This window comes from Sphingomonas sp. 3-13AW (assembly GCF_049311085.1).
GTDB lineage: Bacteria > Pseudomonadota > Alphaproteobacteria > Sphingomonadales > Sphingomonadaceae > Sphingomonas.
The window spans coordinates 32544-49584 of sequence record NZ_JASNVZ010000014.1; the positions used below are offsets into that span (position 1 = coordinate 32544).

26 protein-coding genes are annotated in these 17041 nt (G+C 66.5%); 14 read left to right on the top strand and 12 right to left on the bottom strand.

Annotated features, from left to right (window positions below):
• Positions 1–37: 37 nt before the first annotated feature.
• The 4 genes from rimM to ffh all read right to left on the bottom strand — a co-directional run bounded on the left by rimM (position 38) and on the right by ffh (position 2706).
• Positions 38–550, bottom strand: coding sequence for a ribosome maturation factor RimM (gene rimM, locus QP045_RS14445; protein ID WP_422515699.1), 513 nt, complete (start codon positions 548–550; stop codon positions 38–40).
• Complete coding sequence (locus QP045_RS14450) at positions 531–680, bottom strand: hypothetical protein (protein WP_422515700.1); 150 nt, start codon at positions 678–680, stop codon at positions 531–533. Before QP045_RS14450 ends, rimM begins: the two co-directional genes overlap by 20 nt.
• Before the next feature lie 74 nt (positions 681–754).
• Positions 755–1129, bottom strand: coding sequence for a 30S ribosomal protein S16 (gene rpsP, locus QP045_RS14455; protein ID WP_422515701.1), 375 nt, complete (start codon positions 1127–1129; stop codon positions 755–757).
• A 77-nt stretch (positions 1130–1206) separates the two neighbouring features.
• Positions 1207–2706 carry a signal recognition particle protein gene (ffh, locus tag QP045_RS14460; RefSeq protein ID WP_422515702.1) on the bottom strand — a complete coding sequence of 500 codons (1500 nt, stop codon included), beginning with the start codon at positions 2704–2706 and terminating at the stop codon, positions 1207–1209.
• 217 nt (positions 2707–2923) lie between these two features.
• On the opposite strand from ffh, the gene QP045_RS14465 reads away from it, so the two are divergent.
• Positions 2924–4579, top strand: coding sequence for a putative bifunctional diguanylate cyclase/phosphodiesterase (locus tag QP045_RS14465; protein ID WP_422515703.1), 1656 nt, complete (start codon positions 2924–2926; stop codon positions 4577–4579).
• On the opposite strand, the gene QP045_RS14470 is transcribed toward QP045_RS14465, so the two are convergent.
• Positions 4554–5132 (bottom strand): DUF924 family protein, encoded by a 579-nt coding sequence (locus tag QP045_RS14470; RefSeq protein ID WP_422515704.1) that lies wholly within the window; start codon positions 5130–5132, stop codon positions 4554–4556. The two genes, QP045_RS14465 and QP045_RS14470, sit on opposite strands and share 26 nt — an antisense overlap.
• Between QP045_RS14470 and mtaB the strand changes: the two genes are divergently transcribed.
• The 3 genes from mtaB to QP045_RS14485 are packed head-to-tail and all read left to right on the top strand — an operon-like array spanning position 5131 to position 7945.
• Positions 5131–6378 carry a tRNA (N(6)-L-threonylcarbamoyladenosine(37)-C(2))-methylthiotransferase MtaB gene (gene mtaB / locus QP045_RS14475; RefSeq protein ID WP_422515705.1) on the top strand — a complete coding sequence of 416 codons (1248 nt, stop codon included), beginning with the start codon at positions 5131–5133 and terminating at the stop codon, positions 6376–6378. The genes QP045_RS14470 and mtaB overlap by 2 nt on opposite strands.
• Positions 6375–7310, top strand: a complete 936-nt coding sequence (gene ftsY, locus QP045_RS14480; protein ID WP_422515706.1) for a signal recognition particle-docking protein FtsY — start codon at positions 6375–6377, stop codon at positions 7308–7310. The genes mtaB and ftsY overlap by 4 nt, the downstream gene beginning before the upstream one ends.
• Positions 7307–7945, top strand: a complete 639-nt coding sequence (locus tag QP045_RS14485) for a septation protein A (RefSeq protein ID WP_422515707.1) — start codon at positions 7307–7309, stop codon at positions 7943–7945. The genes ftsY and QP045_RS14485 overlap by 4 nt, the downstream gene beginning before the upstream one ends.
• A gap of 93 nt (positions 7946–8038) precedes the next feature.
• Here QP045_RS14485 and QP045_RS14490 read toward each other — a convergent pair whose 3' ends face one another.
• The 5 genes from QP045_RS14490 to pspF form a co-directional block, all read right to left on the bottom strand.
• The gene (locus QP045_RS14490; RefSeq protein WP_422515708.1) at positions 8039–8173 is read right to left on the bottom strand and encodes a hypothetical protein; all 135 of its coding nucleotides are present in this window, start codon (positions 8171–8173) and stop codon (positions 8039–8041) included.
• Positions 8170–8373 carry a hypothetical protein gene (locus QP045_RS14495; protein ID WP_422515709.1) on the bottom strand — a complete coding sequence of 68 codons (204 nt, stop codon included), beginning with the start codon at positions 8371–8373 and terminating at the stop codon, positions 8170–8172. Before QP045_RS14495 ends, QP045_RS14490 begins: the two co-directional genes overlap by 4 nt.
• 60 nt (positions 8374–8433) lie before the next feature.
• On the bottom strand, positions 8434–8646 hold the full coding sequence (locus QP045_RS14500) for a cold-shock protein (RefSeq protein ID WP_125959770.1): 213 nt from the start codon (positions 8644–8646) through the stop codon (positions 8434–8436).
• Positions 8647–8904: 258 nt separating this feature from the next.
• Positions 8905–9516, bottom strand: a complete 612-nt coding sequence (locus QP045_RS14505) for a superoxide dismutase (protein WP_422515710.1) — start codon at positions 9514–9516, stop codon at positions 8905–8907.
• A 127-nt stretch (positions 9517–9643) separates the two neighbouring features.
• Positions 9644–10678 carry a phage shock protein operon transcriptional activator gene (gene pspF / locus QP045_RS14510; RefSeq protein ID WP_422515711.1) on the bottom strand — a complete coding sequence of 345 codons (1035 nt, stop codon included), beginning with the start codon at positions 10676–10678 and terminating at the stop codon, positions 9644–9646.
• Positions 10679–10847: 169 nt separating this feature from the next.
• Between pspF and QP045_RS14515 the strand changes: the two genes are divergently transcribed.
• The 8 genes from QP045_RS14515 to QP045_RS14550 all read left to right on the top strand — a co-directional run bounded on the left by QP045_RS14515 (position 10848) and on the right by QP045_RS14550 (position 13747).
• Positions 10848–10991, top strand: coding sequence for a hypothetical protein (locus QP045_RS14515; protein ID WP_422515712.1), 144 nt, complete (start codon positions 10848–10850; stop codon positions 10989–10991).
• A 71-nt stretch (positions 10992–11062) separates the two neighbouring features.
• Complete coding sequence (pspA, locus tag QP045_RS14520) at positions 11063–11728, top strand: phage shock protein PspA (RefSeq protein WP_422515713.1); 666 nt, start codon at positions 11063–11065, stop codon at positions 11726–11728.
• Position 11729: 1 nt separating this feature from the next.
• Positions 11730–11999, top strand: coding sequence for an envelope stress response membrane protein PspB (pspB, locus tag QP045_RS14525; RefSeq protein WP_422515714.1), 270 nt, complete (start codon positions 11730–11732; stop codon positions 11997–11999).
• A 1-nt stretch (position 12000) separates the two neighbouring features.
• On the top strand, positions 12001–12381 hold the full coding sequence (pspC, locus tag QP045_RS14530) for an envelope stress response membrane protein PspC (RefSeq protein ID WP_422515715.1): 381 nt from the start codon (positions 12001–12003) through the stop codon (positions 12379–12381).
• A gap of 23 nt (positions 12382–12404) precedes the next feature.
• Entirely contained in the window at positions 12405–12731 is a 327-nt protein-coding gene (locus QP045_RS14535; protein ID WP_422515716.1) for a hypothetical protein, read from the top strand.
• An 11-nt stretch (positions 12732–12742) separates the two neighbouring features.
• Positions 12743–13009, top strand: coding sequence for a hypothetical protein (locus QP045_RS14540; RefSeq protein ID WP_422515717.1), 267 nt, complete (start codon positions 12743–12745; stop codon positions 13007–13009).
• Between the two features lie 35 nt (positions 13010–13044).
• Positions 13045–13284: a hypothetical protein gene (locus QP045_RS14545; protein WP_422515718.1), complete on the top strand. Its 240-nt coding sequence runs from the start codon at positions 13045–13047 to the stop codon at positions 13282–13284.
• Positions 13285–13336: 52 nt separating this feature from the next.
• Positions 13337–13747, top strand: coding sequence for a SufE family protein (locus QP045_RS14550; RefSeq protein ID WP_422515719.1), 411 nt, complete (start codon positions 13337–13339; stop codon positions 13745–13747).
• On the opposite strand, the gene QP045_RS14555 is transcribed toward QP045_RS14550, so the two are convergent.
• Both QP045_RS14555 and QP045_RS14560 read right to left on the bottom strand, forming a co-directional pair.
• The gene (locus QP045_RS14555) at positions 13732–14094 is read right to left on the bottom strand and encodes a (2Fe-2S) ferredoxin domain-containing protein (RefSeq protein WP_422515720.1); all 363 of its coding nucleotides are present in this window, start codon (positions 14092–14094) and stop codon (positions 13732–13734) included. The two genes, QP045_RS14550 and QP045_RS14555, sit on opposite strands and share 16 nt — an antisense overlap.
• Complete coding sequence (locus QP045_RS14560) at positions 14091–14627, bottom strand: J domain-containing protein (RefSeq protein ID WP_422515721.1); 537 nt, start codon at positions 14625–14627, stop codon at positions 14091–14093. The genes QP045_RS14555 and QP045_RS14560 overlap by 4 nt, the downstream gene beginning before the upstream one ends.
• Positions 14628–14751: 124 nt before the next feature.
• Here QP045_RS14560 and QP045_RS14565 point away from each other — a divergent pair, with 124 nt between their 5' ends.
• Positions 14752–16365, top strand: coding sequence for a SulP family inorganic anion transporter (locus QP045_RS14565; protein ID WP_422515722.1), 1614 nt, complete (start codon positions 14752–14754; stop codon positions 16363–16365).
• A complete protein-coding gene (locus QP045_RS14570; protein WP_422515723.1) occupies positions 16362–16997 on the top strand; it encodes a carbonic anhydrase in 636 nt (211 codons plus the stop codon). The genes QP045_RS14565 and QP045_RS14570 overlap by 4 nt, the downstream gene beginning before the upstream one ends.
• Positions 16998–17041 lie beyond the last annotated feature (44 nt).

The following is a 17041-nucleotide window of genomic DNA, read 5'->3' on the forward strand; positions in this document are numbered from 1 at the left end:
GGGTGGTTACAATCCGTTCGGGCCTGGGCCCGGTCGATCAGGATTCGATGAAGGTGGTGGTCACTACCAGCCGCTCGGCATCCCATTCGGGCACCGCATCCACGCGCATCGGAACCATGAAGCGCTTGCCGGTCGGACGCTCGATCTCGATCACGTCGCCCGCGCCGAAATTCTCGACCGCCACGACCTTGCCGAGTGGCTCGCCGGTGTCGGAAACCGCAGCCAGACCGAGCAGGTCCGCGTGGTAGTATTCGCCTTCCTCCAGGGGAGGCAGGCTGTCGCGCGACACCCACAGCTGGGTGCCTCGCAATGCCTCGGCCGCGTCGCGCGAGTCGATCTCGGCGAAGCGGGCGATGGCGCCGTTGTTGCCGCGTCGCACGGAGCGCAGCGTAAAGGCGCCACCGTTCAGCACCTGGTGGGCGCCAAGGTCTTCTGCGAAGACCTTGAGCCGCACCTCGCCCGCGATACCGTGGGCGCCGACGATGGCGGCGACCACGACCCGGCGCTCGCCGTGTTCGGCCACAGGGGCCTCAGGCGTCGGGAGATCCATCGTCGCCGCTGGGGGTGTCGTCTGCACCCTCGGCGGGATCTGGCGACGAGACGCCGGTGTTCGCACCAGCGTTCGGGGACGACGGGTCGTCATGGTCGTTGGCGCCGTGCTGTTCGGGGTCGATGGTCATCGTGGCGTTCCTTCTGCCGCCCCGCCCAAGAAGGGCAGGTTCGACGGAAGGAACGCACGAACGCCGCTTTGGGCTCAGGCCTCGGCGGGTGCTTCGGCAGCAGCCGCTGCTTCTGCAGCCTTCGTCGCACGCTCTTCAGCGCGCTCAGTGGCCTTCTCGCCCGGCTTGCCCTTGTTCGGGTTGTTGCGCGCAGTGCGCTCCTTCACGCCGGCCACGTCCAGGAAGCGCAGGACGCGATCGGTCGGCTGCGCGCCGACGCCCAGCCAATGCTTCGCACGATCGGCGTCCAGCACCACGCGCTTCTCGTCATCCTTGGCGAGCAGCGGGTTGTAGGTGCCGATCTTCTCGATGAAGCGGCCATCGCGCGGGCTGCGCGCGTCGGCCACGACGATGCGGTAGTAAGGGCGCTTCTTGGAGCCGCCGCGCGACAGACGCATGCTGAGTGCCATGGACTTTCCTTCTTCTCTCTATTCGCGGTCGCGGCAGTTGCCGGACCCTTGGGTTGCTGATCGCCCTTGGGAGGCGCTCACTTCTTCTTGATCAGATTCTCAAAGCCCGGGGGCAGCTGCATGCCACCCTTTCCGCCGGGAAGCCCCGGAAGACCGGCGCCGCCGGCCTTGCTCATCATCTCGCCGAGTTCCGGGCCGCCGAGCGCATTGCCCAGCCCGCCCATGCCACCGGCAGGACCCCCCTTGCCCAGCATCGACATCATGCCCTTCAGACCGCCCATTTTCTTGAGCTTCTTCATGGCAGTCGACATTTCCTGGTGCATCTTCAGGAGCTTGTTGACGTCCTGCACCGTCGTGCCCGAGCCCTTGGCCACGCGGATCTTGCGCTTGGCGTTGAGCAATTCGGGCTTGGAGCGCTCCTTGGGCGTCATGGACGAGATCATCGCGTCCATGCGCAGCAGCAGCCGCTCGTCGACAGCGCCCGACGCCATTGCCGCCTGGGCCTTCTTCATGCCGGGGATCATCCCGGCAAGGGCACCAAGGCCACCCATGCGGCGCATCTGCTGGAGCTGCGCGCGCAGGTCGTTCATGTCGAACTGACCCTTGGCCATTCGGCTGGCGATGCGCTCGGCATCCTCCGTCTGGATGCTTTCGGCCGCGCGCTCGACCAGCGACACGACGTCGCCCATGCCGAGGATACGGCCGGCGACGCGCTTCGGATGGAACGGCTCGATCGCGTCGAGCTTTTCGCCCACACCGGCAAACTTGATCGGCTTGCCCGTTACCGAGCGCATCGACAGCGCCGCACCACCGCGGGCATCGCCGTCCATCCGGGTCAGGATCACGCCGGTCAGCGGCACCTGCTCCGAGAAGTTCTGCGCCACGTTCACGGCGTCCTGGCCGGTCAGTGCATCGACCACCAGCAGGATTTCGTTCGGCTGCGAGACGTCGGCGACCGCCTTCATCTCGTCCATGAGCGCCTGGTCGACGTGCAGGCGGCCTGCCGTGTCGAGCATCAGGACGTCATAGCCCTGCAGCTTCGCGGCGCTCATCGCGCGGCGCGCAATGTCCACCGGCTGCTGGCCGGCGACGATCGGCAGCGTCGCGACCTCGACCTGCTGGCCAAGCACCGCCAGCTGCTCTTGCGCGGCCGGACGATTGACGTCGAGCGACGCCATCAGGACCTTCTTGCGCTCGCGACCCGACAGAAGCTTGGCGAGCTTGGCGGTCGTGGTCGTCTTGCCCGAGCCCTGGAGGCCGACCAGCATGACAACCGCGGGCGGGGTGACGGCGATGTCGAGCTCGGCCGTGTCCGGGCCCAGCATGTCGACCAGCGCATCATGGACGATCTTGACGACCTGCTGCCCCGGCGTGACCGAGCGCAGCACGTCATGGCCGATCGCCTCTTCGGTGACCTTGTCAACAAAGGCGCGCGCCACCGGAAGCGCGACATCGGCCTCCAGCAGTGCGATTCGCACCTCGCGCATGGCGGTGCGGACGTCGCTTTCGGTCAGCGCACCACGGCCGCGCAGGCGATCGAAGACGCCTCCCAGCCGGTCGCTCAAACTATCGAACACGCACCTGCTCCACTTCCACATCCTCCGTCCGGCGCCCAAGCAAAACACGCCGGCGGACGAAACCTCGTCGGCCGGCGTCGCCCGTAGGCGTGCACATGGGTACCGTCCCATTGAGGAACGACAGGGGCCGGATAGCGGATTGCGCCGAAGCGAGCAAGACGTGCGAGCAAATCGCTGCGCTTAACCCGATTTACATACCTGTTCGGGAAAAGGGGTCATGCGTTCGCGGGTCCCTTTAGGCAAGCTCATCGGCACCGATCGTTCGGGCGCCCCCCGCACCCCTTCGGAAACGCTGATGCTCGCGGCCGGGATCGTCGCACTCCTGCTTCTGGTGGGGATCGGCAGCACCGTTCTGGCAGCGACGCTCAGTCAGTTCCTCGTCGGCGGACCGCCGCCCAGCCGCCTGCTCATCGTCGCATTGCTGCTCAACATCGCGCTGATCCTGATGGGATGGCAGCTGCACCTGGCGCGTCGTGAGGCCGCAGAGGTTGCAGAGGCCGCCGAACAGCGCGCCCGGGCGCTGGCGGCGCCGGATCCGCTTGCCACCCTGCTCGATCGCGCGGCGCTGGCGTCGGAGGGCGCTGCCCTGATCGAGCGCGCGGCCAGGCGCCGTGGCACGGTCGCGATGCTGGTCCTCGACCTCGATGACTTCAAGGCGATCAACGACATGCACGGGCAGCCCGCGGGCGACGCGGTGTTGCGGTGCGCGGCGATCCGGATCCTGGAGACGATGCCGCCGGGCACGCGCATCGCGCGAACAGGCGGCGACGCCTTTGCCTGCGTGCTGCCGATCGACCACCGCCAGCCGGGCCAGATCGGCCATCTTGCCGAGCGGCTGCTCGCGCGGCTGTCCCAGCCGGTCGATGTGGGCGGCGTCCGTTGCGAGATCAGCACGTCGATCGGCATCGCCCGGTCGGGCGCGGACTGCCCCAGTATCAAGGCGCTGATGCGGGCGGCCGACATTGCCCTCTATACGGCCAAGCGCAGCGGACGGGACCGTTTCGTCTGGTTCGATCGCTCGATGGAGCGGGAACTGCACAGCCGCAACGACCTGGAAGAGGCGCTGCGCACCGCCATCCCCCAGGGGCAGATCCTGCCCTTCTTCGAGCAGCAGATCGACCTGGTGACGGGCGACCTCGACGGGTTCGAAGTCCTCGCCCGCTGGCAGCATCCCGCGCGCGGCCTCCTCGAACCCGAGTCGTTCCTGCCGCTTGCCGAGGACACCGGGCTGGTGGGCGAATTGACGCTGACGCTGATGCGCCAGGCGTTCGAGGCGGCGCGCGACTGGGACCCGTCGCTGTGCCTCTCCATCAACCTGTCGCGTTGCCAGCTGCGCGATGCGTGGCTCGCCCAAAAGATCCTGAAGCTCCTGACCGAGACCGGCTTTCCCGCCCATCGCCTGCAGGTCGAGGTGACCGAGGGCGCGCTGTTCGACAATCTGCCGCTGGCGCAATCGACCATCGGCAGCCTGAAGAACCAGGGCGTGCGCGTGGCGCTGGATAATTTCGGCACCGGCTATTCAAGCCTCGCCCATCTCCGCGCGCTCCCGCTCGACCGGATCAAGATCGACGCGAGCCTGATCGAGTCGATGGCGCACAATGCGGATGCCACCGCGATCGTGAACGCGATCACCCATCTGGGAGAGAGCCTGAACCTGTCCGTAGCGGCGCAGGGCATCCCCGATGCGGCGGTCGAGGTCCGCCTGCGCGGCCTCGGCTGCGCCAAGGGCCAGGGGCCGCGTTACGGCACGGCGCTCTCGAACGCGGGCGTCCGCCGGATGCTGGCCGAGCGGCGCCAGCTGGTATCCCGTCCTTCGCCGGACCGGCCGACCGTGGGCCCGCGTGACGTCACCAACCAGCGCCGGGCTGGCTGAGATACACCGCCTCCTCCGCGGTTGAGGTGCGGCCCAGCGCCGCATTGCGGGACGGAAAGCGCCCGAACCGCTCGATCACCTCGGCATGGGCCCGCGCGAAGTCTAGGTTGGTCTCCAGCCCCGGCTCGGCAAAGCAGCGCAGCGCGAAACGCTGCACGCCGCGATCTTCGGCATGCATCAGCGGCATGTAGAGGAAGGCGCGGCGCTGCGGCTCGTACTGCGGAGCGTAGCCCGCCGCGATGCCCGACAGCGCAAGCTCCAACCCGAGCGGGTCGGCAGCAAATGCCGCCGGCGAGTCGCGGTAGAGGTTGCGCGAAAACTGATCGACCAGCAGGATCGCGGCGAGCAGCCGGTCGGGCGCGCCGCGCCAGCCTTCCGCTTCCTGCGCCACGACAGAGTCACGCATCGCGCCGAACCGCTCCCGGATGGTCGCATCCAGGGCAGCATCCTTCTTGAAATGCTGTTCGGGCGTCAGTTCTTCGAACCAGAAGTGCAGCACCGCGTCCGTCGCGCGTTGGACTTCGTCGGGTCCCGCCCCTAGATCAGCCGCCATGCCCTCTCCCGCTCCCGTGTTGCCCGAGGTGATTTCCCTCGGCTGCCGGCTCAACATCGCCGAAAGCGAAACGATCCGCACGCTGCTCGGTAGCCGGAATGCGGTGGTCGTGAACAGCTGTGCCGTCACGAATGAAGCGGTTGCCGGCACCCGGCGCGCGATCCGCCGGGCACGGCGTGAGCGACCGGACGCAGAACTGATCGTCACCGGCTGTGCAGCCCAGATCGACCCGCAGGGCTTCGCCGCCATGCCGGAGGTCGACCGGGTCGTCGGCAACGCCGACAAGCTCCTGCCGGACGCCTGGGCAAGCACCGAGCCGGTGCGGGTGTCGGACTGGGACAGCGTGCGGCGCGATACCCCGCACCTCGCACCCGCATTTGCAGCCCATGTCCGTGCCTTTGTCGAGGTGCAGAACGGCTGCGACCACCGCTGCACCTTCTGCGCGATCCCGTTCGGCCGCGGTCCCGCCCGCTCGGCACCCGGGGGCGCCGTGGCAGCGCGCGTCGCCGAAGTGGTCGCCGCCGGCCATCGCGAGGTCGTGCTGACCGGGGTGGACCTGACAAGTTATGGCACCGACCTGCCGGGCACCCCGAGCCTGGGCCAGCTCGTCGAGCGGATCCTGACGCACGTCCCCGCGCTGGAGCGGCTACGGCTATCGTCGCTCGATTCGATCGAAATCGACGACCGGCTGATGGCGCTGCTGACCGGCGAGCCGCGCGTGCTGCCGCACGTCCATCTCTCGCTGCAGGCCGGGAACGACCTGGTGCTCAAGCGGATGAAGCGACGGCACCTGCGCGCAGACGCGGTGGCGCTGGTTGCGCGGTTGAAGGCGGCACGACCGGAAATCGCGATCGGCGCAGACCTGATCGCGGGCTTTCCGACCGAGGATGAAGCGATGTTCGCGGATACGCTGGCGTTGCTCGACGATTGCGACATCGTGCACGCACATATCTTTCCCTTTTCGCCGCGCGCCGGCACGCCCGCGGCTCGCATGCCGCAGGTGAACCCGGCGGTGGCGCGGGAACGCGCGGCCCGGCTGCGCAGTCGCGCTGCCGAGCGCCACGCGGCATGGCTGGGCGGGCTGGTCGGCACGCGCCAGCGGGTTTTGGTGGAACGCCCCGGCAACCGCGGACATGCGGAAGCCTTTGCGGAAGTAGGATTGGATCGGACAATGCAGGCAGGCACCATCGCCGACGTGCGGATTACCGCCGTCGAGCAGGACCGGCTCGTAGGAGTGGCAGCATGAGCGCATCTTGGCACGAACGGCTGCTCGGGGGCTTCCGCAAGACCTCCGACCGGCTGATGGGCAACCTCGCGGGACTTTCGGCGGCGCGGCTCGACGACGAGACCCTCGACGAGATCGAGGAGGCGCTGATCGCCTCGGACCTGGGCCCGGAGACAGCGGCGCGCGTCCGCGCCCGCCTGGCCGAGGGCCAGTATGAGCGCAACATGGAAGAGCTCGGCATCCGCTTGGTCGTGGCCGAGGAGGTGGAGCGCTCGCTCGCCAAGGTCGCGCGCCCGCTGGAGATCGAGGCATTCCCGCGCCCGCAGGTGATCCTGATCATCGGCGTCAACGGATCCGGCAAGACCACCACCATCGCGAAGCTCGCGAAGACGCTGGTGGACCAGGATTACAGCGTCATGCTGGCAGCGGGCGACACCTTCCGCGCCGCCGCCATCGGCCAGCTGCGCACCTGGGCCGAGCGGATCGGCGTGCCGATCGTCTCCGGCGCAGAGGGCGGCGACGCGGCCGGCATCGTCTATGAGGCGGTCAAGCAGGCGACTGCGACCGGCATCGACGTACTGATCGTCGACACGGCCGGGCGCCTTCAGAACAAGCGCGAGCTGATGGACGAACTCGCCAAGATCCGGCGCGTCCTCGGCCGCCTCAATCCGGAGGCCCCGCACGACGTGGTGCTCGTGCTCGACGCCACCACCGGCCAGAACGCGCTCAACCAGATCCAGGTCTTCAAGGAGACCGCAGGGGTCACGGGCCTCGTCATGACCAAGCTCGACGGCACCGCCCGCGGCGGCGTGCTGGTCGCCGCGGCCGAGCGCTATGGCCTTCCGATCCACGCAATCGGCGTCGGCGAGACGGCGGACGATCTGCGCGGCTTTGACGCAAACGAGGTCGCCCGCATCATCGCCGGCGTCGACCAGGGGAGAAACCTGCGATGAGCACGACGGCACCCGAAAAGACCGCGAGCCCGGGGCTGCGGATGGCGCTGGATTACGGCCCCTTGGCGGTGTTCTTCTTCGCCAACATGCTGGCCGGCCGGCTGCACCTGCCGGACATGGTCGACAGCCTCGCGCGCGTGCTGATCTCGACCGCCGCCTTCATGGTCGCGACCTTCATCGCGATCCTGGTATCGCACATCAAGACGGGGCGGATCTCGCCGATGCTGTGGATCTCGGGCGCGCTGGTGCTCGTGTTCGGCGGCCTCACCCTCTATTTTCGCGACGACACCTTCATCAAGGTGAAGCCGACCATCGTCTATGCGATGTTCGCCGCGGTGCTGGGCTTCGGTCTCGCCACCGGCCGCCCGCTGCTCCAGTCGCTGCTCGAGGGTGCCTATCCCGGCCTGTCGGCCGCGGGATGGCGCAAGCTGACGATCAACTGGACGTGGTTCTTCGCAGGCATGGCGGTGCTCAACGAAATCGTCTGGCGCAACAGCAGCTGGGATTTCTGGGTGGGCTTCAAGCTGTGGGGTGCGGTGCCGCTGACCCTGTTGTTCGCCATCGCGAACGTGCCGATGCTGCTGCGCAACGGCCTGACGACGGAAAAGGAAGCGCCGGTCCCGCCGGAGGGTTGAGGGGCTACCGCCCCACCCTCCTGCCTGCTCGTGGCCTCCACGGGCGGGCCGCACATACAAAAAGGCGCGCCAATCACGGCGCGCCTTTTTCGTTCATCCGAGCACTTCGCGTACCGCTGCACGGGCGATCGCCTGCATCTGGCGATCTGCGGCCGACTTGCGGCGGGCCGTCGAAACGGCGGTGTCGGGAATGGAAAAGTTGGTGTTCTGCTTGGTAAAAAAGTTCACTCGTTATCCTGAAGAAGGGCGGGGCCCGCAGGGACGCCTTCGCGCTCAGCGCGAAGCTTGTCGACGCGCTCCTGGCGCTCGGCCATCGCTACCCAGGCCGCTTCGGCTCGCAGGCAGCGGTCGCGCACCATGTCCAGTGTCGCAGACTCCGCATCGGCATGGGCCTGTGCGGCGTGCTCGCGGTAGCTTAGTTGTGCCACGGACGGGTCTCCCGAAAAGAAGCGACGGCGCCGGATGGCGCCGTCGTGTCGCCACCCGACTTAGTCGGCCGGCTGAAGGTTCACCGCTGCCATCTTGCCGCGACGATCCTGCTCCAGCTCGTACGAAACGCGCTGGTTCTGGTTGAGGGTGATCATGCCGGCACGCTCGACGGCCGTGATGTGGACGAATGCGTCGTCGCCGCCCGTGTCCGGTGCGATGAAGCCATAGCCCTTGTCGGCATTGAAGAACTTGACGGTGCCGAGAATGCTCATGGGTATTTCCTTCTAGATCGCGCGCCCGCGTGTCGGGAGCGCTTACGCTCAAACACAGGGAAAGAAGGAAGCCAGGAGCCGCAAAGCGCCGAAAACCGTCGATATGCGACTGAAGCACCCTCTATATGGCGGAGTCGGCGCATTTTCGCAAGGCCGGCAACGCGTTAATTACCCGCTGGAGGGAACTGCTGGCCGCACAAAAGCAAAGGGCGGAGAGTTTCCTCCCCGCCCCCAGCCTCAGCTATCGGCTGGTTGGTGTCAGCGCTTGGCCGCTTCGTAGCGCTGGTTCGCCACGTCCCAGTCCACCACGTTCCACCAGGCCTTCAGATATTCCGGCCGGGCGTTGCGGTAGGTGATGTAATAGGCGTGCTCCCACACGTCGTTGCCCAGGATCGGCGTGCCCTTGACCGGCGCCACGTCCATCAGCGGGTTGTCCTGGTTCGGGGTGGAGGTGATCGCGAGCTCGCCGTCCTCACCCACGATCAGCCAGGCCCAGCCAGAGCCGAACTGGTTCGCGCCCGCAGTGTTGAACTGCTCCTTGAACGCGTCGACCGAACCGAATTTCGCCTCGATCGCGTCCTTGAGCGCGCCGGTCGGCTGCGACCCGCCGCCCTTCATCGTCTTCCAGAAGAAGTCATGGTTCCAATAGCCGCCACCATTGTTGCGAAGCTTGGCCGGCGCACCCGACATGTTGGCGAGGATCTGCTCGATCGTCTTGCCTTCCAGGCTCGGGTCCTCGCCGATCGCCTCGTTCAGCTTGTCGGTATAGGCCTTGTGATGCTTGTCGTGATGGAGCGTCATCGTTTCCTTGTCGATGGTCGGCTCCAGCGCGTCATAGGCGTAGGGCAGCGGGGGGAGTTCGAAAGCCATGACGGTTCCTCCTTATGGATTTGAAATGTCGAACGCGGGCGCGGCCGGATGGCTCCGGTCGTTACGGTCGCGTTCTAGGTAAGCCGGCGTACGCCCTGCGCAACCTCAGATCGACGCGCGGACGGCGTCATTGGCCGCCCTGCCCCAGCAGGTTATGCCGGCGTAGCGCATGGCGAAGCTGGTCGTAGCTCAGCCCCAGCGCCTCGGCCGTGGTGCGTTGGTTGAACCGGTTTTCCGCCAGTGCCCGCGACAGAAGCTCACGCTCGAACCGATTGACGCGGGTCTTGAAGTCCGCGGGCTCAAAGTCGTCCGCGGACGAAGGCTCGGGCAGCGGCTCGGCGGCTTCGGGCGCAGGCTGAGGCGTCGCGGCAGGCGCCCGGCCCCTTGGCCGGTAGGGAGAATCAAAGGGGTCGATCTCGATCACATCAATCGGCCCGGGCCGCTCCCAGCGATAGACCGCACGCTCCACGGCGTTGCGCAGTTCGCGCACGTTGCCGGGCCAGGGATGGCTCACGAGCGCATCAAGCGCGGCGGGGCCGAAGCCGGGCCATACCTCCCGCCCGATCTCAGCCGCCATCCGCCTGCCGAAGAACTCGGCGAGCACCGGGATATCGCCGGCACGCGCACGCAGCGGCGGCAACGTCACCACCTCGAACGACAACCGGTCGAGAAGGTCCGCCCGGAAAGTACCCGCCGCCACGCGGTCGGGCAGATGCTCGTTGGTCGCTGCCACGATCCGCACGTCGACCGTCAGCGGACGGGAAGAGCCGATCCGCGTCACCTCGCCATATTCGACAGCGCGCAACAGCCTGTCCTGTGCCGCCATCGACAGAGTGCCGAGCTCGTCGAGGAACAGCGTTCCGCGATCCGCCTCCTCGAACCGCCCGGCCCGTGCCTTGGTGGCGCCCGTAAAGGCCCCTGCCTCATGGCCGAACAGTTCGGCCTCGATCAGCGTCTCCGGCAGCGCCGCGCAGTTCATGATCACCAGCGGCTGGTCCCAGCGCGGGGACAGGCGGTGGAGGCGTTCCGCCACCAGCTCCTTGCCGGTCCCGCGCTCACCTATCACCAGCACCGGGCGATCGAGGGCAGCGGCGCGACTGGCCCGCTCTAACGTGTCCAGAAAGGCACTCGACTGGCCGATGACTTGGGTGGCGCGCTCCATTCCGGAAGCTTGGCGCAGTTTCCCAACTGTTAGCAATGGCTTTGTAGCACCCGGTAGGGGCCGCGTTTGAAAATCGGCGGAAATCCGCCATTTTCAAAATTGGCACGGCTCCTGCAAAGCAAGGGACAAGCCCGACACGGGCACCTCTACAGGTTCAGGGAGAACGACCATGAGCTACAACGCAACGAGCCTCAGCCGGACCATCGCCAGCCTGATCGGCGCCCTGGTTCTCAGCACGGTAACGCTGGCAGCAACGACCAGCACCGGCCCGGCACCGGCATTCGCAGCATCCGCAGGTCCCGCAATCGCGTGACCGGCGGCGGGCCGGGACGAAAGTTGCCCCTCGTCCCGGCCCCAACCAGACACACACAGGAGTTCCAACCGATGGGTATTTTCTCCCGCACCCGAGACATCATCGCCGCCAACGTCACTGACCTGCTCGACAAGGCGGAAGATCCCTCCAAGATGATCCGCATGATCATCCTTGAGATGGAGGAGACCTTGGTCGAGGTTCGGGCTTCTGCCGCGCGCACCATCGCCGATCAGAAGGAAATGCGCCGCCACATCACCAAGCTCCAGGGTCTCCAGGAAAGCTGGACCGAGAAGGCCGAGCTCGCCCTGTCCAAGAACCGCGAGGACCTGGCCAAGGCAGCGCTGATCGAGCGCAAGAAGGCCGCCGACATGGTCGAGCAGCTTTCTTCCGAGATCCGCGTGCTCGACGAGTCGCTGCGCAGCTCGGAAGAGGACATTGCCAAGCTGCAGAACAAGCTGCGTGAGGCGCGTACCCGTCAGAACGCGATCATGACCCGCCTGGAAAGCGCCAACAACCGCAGCCGCCTGCGCGAGATGTATGCCGGCTCCAAGACGAACGAGGCGTTCAGCCGCTTCGACGTTCTGGAACGCCGCGCCGACCTGGCAGAGGGCCGCGCCGAGGCACTGGGCATGGGCCAGGTGAAGACGCTCGAGGAAGAGATCGCGGAGCTTCAGTCCGCCGAAAAGATCGACGCTGAGCTCGCCGACCTGAAGGCGCGCATGAGCAAGGAGGGCTGAGATGGACGATTTCATCTCGATCGCGGTGCCGATCGTCACGCTGTTCATCGGACTGCCGTGGCTGATCATGCACTACATCACGCGCTGGAAGCAGGCGCCCACCCTGACGGGCGAGGACGAGAAGCTGCTCGACGAGATGCACTTCACGGCCCGCCGGCTGGAAGAGCGCCTCCAGACGATCGAACGCATCGTGGCAGCCGACAACCCCGATTTCCGCCCGTCGGCGCCGAGCGCCGTGACCAGCGAAACCGACTATCCCCGGAGGAACTGAGATGACCGCGCAACGCACCAAGTTCTATCTCGACAAGCAGAATGCGAAATGGTCGGGCGTGTGTGCCGGCATCGCGGACTACACCGGTGTCGAGACGATGTGGATCCGCATCGGTGCCGTGCTGCTGACCCTGGCGGGCGGCTTCCCCTGGACCCTCATCGCCTATGGGATGATCGCCTGGATGGCGCCCAAGAAGCCGATCGGCCTTTATGACAACGAGGCGGATGCGAAGTTCTGGCAGGGCGTGCGTTCCAATCCGAAGCGCTCGACCGCGGAAATCCGCTCCACCTTCCGCGACATCGACCGGCGCCTGGCTGACATCGAGATGTTCTACACCAGCCGCAACACGCGCCTGGCCGATGAGATCGACAGCCTGCGCTGAGCCAGCAGAGAGGATATGCTCCGATGAACCCTGAGACATTCGCGCTGCTGCAAGGCCTGTTCCCCCTGATCGTGAGCATCGTCGCGGTAGGGGTGGGCGGATGGGTGATCACCACCTGGCTGCGCATCAAGAACGGCTATCCGCTGGACGGCGCCTGGGGTCAGGCAGTCTATCCCCAGAAGAACGACGAGACGATCGAGCGCGTGCGGCTCCTGAGCCAGGAAAATGCGCAGCTTCGGGCCGAACTCGGCTCGATCAAAGATCGCCTCGCCAACGTCGAACGGATCGTCACCGACAGCGGCCACCTGCTGGCACGTGAGATCGACCAGCTGCGCGACCGCGCGAACTGAAAGGCCCGACCATGAGCCCTATCCTCATCCCGATCCTCGCGCTGCTGATCCCGATCATCGCCATCCTGAGCGGAACCCTCGTCAAGCCGTGGCTGGCGCATCGGGAACGCGCGCTGGAGATCGAAGCCAACAAGCTGGCCGAAAAGGCCGCGCAATATGCGGCGCAGACCGATCGGCTGGAGCAGCGCGTGCGCGTGCTGGAGCGGATCGTCACCGACCGCGGGCTCGACCTTTCGGACGAGATCGAGCGGCTGCGCGACCAGCCGCCGCTCAACTGACCCCAACCACGTCCACGCCCCACTGGAGCAGAGACATGACGGACCCGAACCTCTCCCTCGTCCTCGCCTCGACCGGCCTCGCCGCCGTGGCGATGGTGACCACCGCGACCCTCGCCGGCTGGCGCGGATGGCTTGCCCTCAAGCGGCAGGAACTCACGCTCAGCGAACCGCAGGAGAGCCCGGCCCTTGGCAACACCGGCACGCGCATCGAACTGGCGGATCTGAAAGAGCGCATCCGCAAGCTGGAGGCGATCGCCGCCGGGGTCGACCTTTGATCCGCGCGCGGCGGCCTTTTGCCGGCCGCCGCCAGCTGCTACCGGGCGGCACATGCAGCCCCTCGACGACATCCTCGACGAATACAGCTTCCTTGAACCCGACGATCGCTATCGACTGCTGATCGACCTGGGTCGTGCGCTGGAGCCGATGCCCGACGCGCTCAAGACCGACGCGACACTGGTGCGCGGCTGCTCGGCATCGGTGTGGGTCTATCCGACTCGCCGGGAGGACGGCACGCTCCACTTCCTCGCCGACAGCAACGCTGCGATCACCAAGGGGATCATCGCGCTGGTCCTGTCGACGGTGCAGGACCAGAGCCCGGCCGCGATCCTGGCGACCGACGTGCCGGCCGCACTCGCGCCCTTCGATCTCGCCAAGCAGCTGAGTTCAAACCGGACCCAGGGCATCCCGAACATGATCGCCCTTATCCGCCACGAAGCGGAGCGCTACGCGGCCGGCTGATCCGCGGCGGCCGGCCCTCCGGCTTTGCCTTCTGGCTGCTCCGGAAGCTCGATAAGCCCAAGCTCCCCCGCAAGCGCATCCAGATCGGCCCCGGGGCTCACGAGCAACCACTCGCCCGGTTTCGAGGCGTCTATAACGGTGACGGCGCGCTTGGGGCAGACGCCAAGGCAACGTGTCTCCACCACCCCAGCCCGCGCCTTGGGGCCCTTCTTCAGGCCCAGGCGCTTGCGCAGCGCCTTGGCGAGCGGCTGATCTCCGTCCGGGCCAAAGCCGCCATCGAGCTTGCGCGAGCATTTCCCGCACACCAGCACCGCTCGCGACCAGCGCGCGCGGACAGCCGGTTTCATGCGGGTTTCCACTGCCGCCGTTCCTCGGCCATGCGCAGAACCTCATAGGCGGCCTGAATGCCCTGGAAACGGGTGGCCGCCTCCTTGTCGCCGGGACGAACGTCGGGATGGTTGGCCTTGGCCAGCCGGCGCCAGGCGATGCGGACGGCGTCGAAATCAGCATCGACCTCGAGCCCGAGCACCTCGAGCGCGCGCATCTCATCGCGCGAACGCGTGCCATCGCCAGAGCCGCCCCACGCATAGTGGGAGGCATTGGCATAGCCATTCGCGGTGCGCTGCTCGCTCGCCTCTCGCCGCTTGGCCTCTTCCTCGTCTAGGCCTTCGAAGTAGTTCCAGTTGCGGTTGTACTCGGCGGCATGCGTCTCGCAGAAGTACCAGCGGTCGGGGCTGTTGGGCGACTTGGGCGCCGGCCGGTCGCCGGGCGCCTCGCACCCGTGCCGGTCGCACAATCGCACGCGGGTTGCCTGGCGCTCGGCTTCATATCCGCGCCAGCGGGGAAATCCCCAATCATTGGATCGACTTGAACGGACCATTCTATTCCAGATAGCCGCCCTGCCGCTTTGCACAACCCAGCGACCGCGGAAACAAAACGTAATTATTTCTCACTGCACCCGGCAGGACATGGTGCTTTATATGCTGCGCCGCACGCGTCTTCGGATGCGACTTACCCGAATAAGAGAAGGTAACGCGGTGTCCTTGGCTTCGAAATTTGCAACCAGCTGGCGGCAAGATGTCCCAGCGTCGATCGTGGTGGCGCTTGTCGCGCTGCCACTCTGTCTCGGTGTCGCACTCGCGTCCGGGGCACCTCTTTTCTCCGGCCTGATCTCGGGCATCGTCGGCGGCATCGTCGTCGGCATGCTGAGTAAGTCCGCCCTGTCGGTCAGCGGCCCCGCCGCGGGCCTGACGGTGATCGTGTTCGACGCGATCCAGCGCATGCCCAGCTATGAGGCGTTCCTGCTGGCAGTGGTGCTGGCCGGCTGTATCCAGATGCTGTTCTCCGTCACGCGCGGCGGCATCCTCAGCGAGTTCGTCCCCTCCTCGGTCATCACCGGCATGCTGGCCGCAATCGGCCTGATCCTGATCCTCAAGCAGTTCCCGCATGCGATCGGCTATGACGCCGATCCAGAGGGCAGCTTCTCGTTCTGGCAGGGCGATGGCCAGAACACCTTCTCGGCGATCGGCCAGGTGCTTCGCGAACAGATCGTCTGGGGCGCCGCCATCATCGCTGCGGTGTCGCTGGCCTTCCTCTTCTGGTGGGACCACGCCAAGCCCAAGGAAGGCCCGTTGCGCTTCCTCCCCGGTCCCTTGGTCGTCGTGGTTGGCGCAGTCGCCATCAACGCCCTGTTCGGCATGTTCGCACCGTCGCTTCAGGTCCAGGCCTCGCACATGGTCAGCGTGCCCGTGGCGGACGGCATCGGCGAGTTCATCGGCCTGTTCACCTTCCCGGACTTCGGCCAGATCGGCAACAGCGCGGTCTGGGGCAGCGCGGTCACCCTCGCGATCGTCGCCAGCCTGGAGTCGCTGCTGTCGGTGAAGGCAGTCGACGAGATCGATCCGAAGCGCCGCACGACCGACAAGAACCGTGAGCTGTTCGCACAGGGCGGCGGCAACATCGTCGCCGGCCTGATCGGCGGCCTCCCGGTTACCTCGGTGATCGTCCGCAGCTCCGCCAACGTCGATGCGAACGCCAACAGCCAGCTCTCGACCATCCTGCATGGTTGCTGGCTGCTGCTGAGCGTGCTGCTCATCCCGGCGATCCTGAACCTGATCCCGCTGTCGGCGCTTGCCGCGGTGCTGATCGCAACCGGCTACAAGCTCACCAAGCCGTCGCTGTTCACCAAGCGGTTCAAGCAGGGCTGGACGCAGTTCGTACCCTTCGTCGTCACCGTCGGTGCGATCCTGTTCACCGACCTGCTCGAAGGCATCATCATCGGCCTGGTCGTCGGCTTCATCTTCGTGATCGGCCGTAACTTCCGCCCGGCGATCATCTTCGTCCAGGACGGCGACAGCTGCATGGTTCGCGCGCGCCGCAACCTCTACTTCATCCACAAGTATGAGCTGCAGAAGGAACTCGGCCATGTTCCCGACAACTGCGACGTGCTGATCGACCTGTCGGCCACCACCTACGTCGACATCGACAACATCGACATCATCAACGCCTTCATCCGCAACGCGCAGTTCCGCAACATCGGCGTGATCGTGCGCGGGGACGTGGGTGAACACACCGCGTCCATGATCCAGGCGCCACGCAAGGAGGTCGTCTTCGCATGAGAGAGTACAAGCACCTGCTGCTCGCCAACAAGGCGTGGGCAGCCGAGCTCAAGGAAGAGCGCCCGGACTATTTCGAGCGCCAGGTAGCGGGCCAGCATCCCGAGTTCCTGTGGATCGGCTGTTCCGACAGCCGGGTCGCGGCCGGGCAGCTGACCAATACGCCCCCGGGCGGCATGTTCATCCACCGCAACGTCGCCAACCTGGTGAACGACGACGACATCAACCTGATGTCGGTGCTCGAATATGCGGTGACCGTGCTGAAGGTCCGCCACATCATCATCTGCGGCCATTACGGCTGCGGCGGCATTGCGGCGGCCCTTGCAGGGAATGCCACCGGCTATGTCGGCCAGTGGCTGCGCACTGCCGAACAGGTGCTCCACAACCATCAGGACGAGATCGACGCACTGCCGGAGGGCCAGCGCGCCAACCGGCTGGTCGAGCTCAACGTCCGCGACCAGCTCGTCCGTCTCGCGCAGACGTCGGTCATCCAGAATGCCTTTGCGGCAGGGCAGACGCTCTACCTGCACGGCTGGGTCTATGACCTGCGCGACGGCCTCATCAAGCCGATGATGGAGATCGATGCCGAGACCCCGCTCGACGAGGTCCCCCGGCCGCAACCCGTCCTCGTCTGATCAACGACCTTCCGGGTGCGGTCCCTCCCGCATCCGGGGCGCCG

What these genes read in the sequence shown, in the direction of transcription:
- rimM (WP_422515699.1), bottom strand. Translation starts at nt 550, where the DNA reads ATGGATCTCCCGACGCCTGAGGCCCCTGTGGCCGAACACGGCGAGCGC.
- QP045_RS14450 (WP_422515700.1), bottom strand. Translation starts at nt 680, where the DNA reads ATGACCATCGACCCCGAACAGCACGGCGCCAACGACCATGACGACCCG.
- rpsP (WP_422515701.1), bottom strand. Translation starts at nt 1,129, where the DNA reads ATGGCACTCAGCATGCGTCTGTCGCGCGGCGGCTCCAAGAAGCGCCCT.
- QP045_RS14465 (WP_422515703.1), top strand. Translation starts at nt 2,924, where the DNA reads ATGCGTTCGCGGGTCCCTTTAGGCAAGCTCATCGGCACCGATCGTTCG.
- mtaB (WP_422515705.1), top strand. Translation starts at nt 5,131, where the DNA reads ATGCCCTCTCCCGCTCCCGTGTTGCCCGAGGTGATTTCCCTCGGCTGC.
- QP045_RS14470 (WP_422515704.1), bottom strand. Translation starts at nt 5,132, where the DNA reads ATGGCGGCTGATCTAGGGGCGGGACCCGACGAAGTCCAACGCGCGACG.
- ftsY (WP_422515706.1), top strand. Translation starts at nt 6,375, where the DNA reads ATGAGCGCATCTTGGCACGAACGGCTGCTCGGGGGCTTCCGCAAGACC.
- QP045_RS14485 (WP_422515707.1), top strand. Translation starts at nt 7,307, where the DNA reads ATGAGCACGACGGCACCCGAAAAGACCGCGAGCCCGGGGCTGCGGATG.
- QP045_RS14500 (WP_125959770.1), bottom strand. Translation starts at nt 8,646, where the DNA reads ATGAGCATTCTCGGCACCGTCAAGTTCTTCAATGCCGACAAGGGCTAT.
- QP045_RS14505 (WP_422515710.1), bottom strand. Translation starts at nt 9,516, where the DNA reads ATGGCTTTCGAACTCCCCCCGCTGCCCTACGCCTATGACGCGCTGGAG.
- pspF (WP_422515711.1), bottom strand. Translation starts at nt 10,678, where the DNA reads ATGGAGCGCGCCACCCAAGTCATCGGCCAGTCGAGTGCCTTTCTGGAC.
- QP045_RS14515 (WP_422515712.1), top strand. Translation starts at nt 10,848, where the DNA reads ATGAGCTACAACGCAACGAGCCTCAGCCGGACCATCGCCAGCCTGATC.
- pspA (WP_422515713.1), top strand. Translation starts at nt 11,063, where the DNA reads ATGGGTATTTTCTCCCGCACCCGAGACATCATCGCCGCCAACGTCACT.
- pspB (WP_422515714.1), top strand. Translation starts at nt 11,730, where the DNA reads ATGGACGATTTCATCTCGATCGCGGTGCCGATCGTCACGCTGTTCATC.
- pspC (WP_422515715.1), top strand. Translation starts at nt 12,001, where the DNA reads ATGACCGCGCAACGCACCAAGTTCTATCTCGACAAGCAGAATGCGAAA.
- QP045_RS14535 (WP_422515716.1), top strand. Translation starts at nt 12,405, where the DNA reads ATGAACCCTGAGACATTCGCGCTGCTGCAAGGCCTGTTCCCCCTGATC.
- QP045_RS14540 (WP_422515717.1), top strand. Translation starts at nt 12,743, where the DNA reads ATGAGCCCTATCCTCATCCCGATCCTCGCGCTGCTGATCCCGATCATC.
- QP045_RS14545 (WP_422515718.1), top strand. Translation starts at nt 13,045, where the DNA reads ATGACGGACCCGAACCTCTCCCTCGTCCTCGCCTCGACCGGCCTCGCC.
- QP045_RS14550 (WP_422515719.1), top strand. Translation starts at nt 13,337, where the DNA reads ATGCAGCCCCTCGACGACATCCTCGACGAATACAGCTTCCTTGAACCC.
- QP045_RS14555 (WP_422515720.1), bottom strand. Translation starts at nt 14,094, where the DNA reads ATGAAACCGGCTGTCCGCGCGCGCTGGTCGCGAGCGGTGCTGGTGTGC.
- QP045_RS14560 (WP_422515721.1), bottom strand. Translation starts at nt 14,627, where the DNA reads ATGGTCCGTTCAAGTCGATCCAATGATTGGGGATTTCCCCGCTGGCGC.
- QP045_RS14565 (WP_422515722.1), top strand. Translation starts at nt 14,752, where the DNA reads ATGCGACTTACCCGAATAAGAGAAGGTAACGCGGTGTCCTTGGCTTCG.
- QP045_RS14570 (WP_422515723.1), top strand. Translation starts at nt 16,362, where the DNA reads ATGAGAGAGTACAAGCACCTGCTGCTCGCCAACAAGGCGTGGGCAGCC.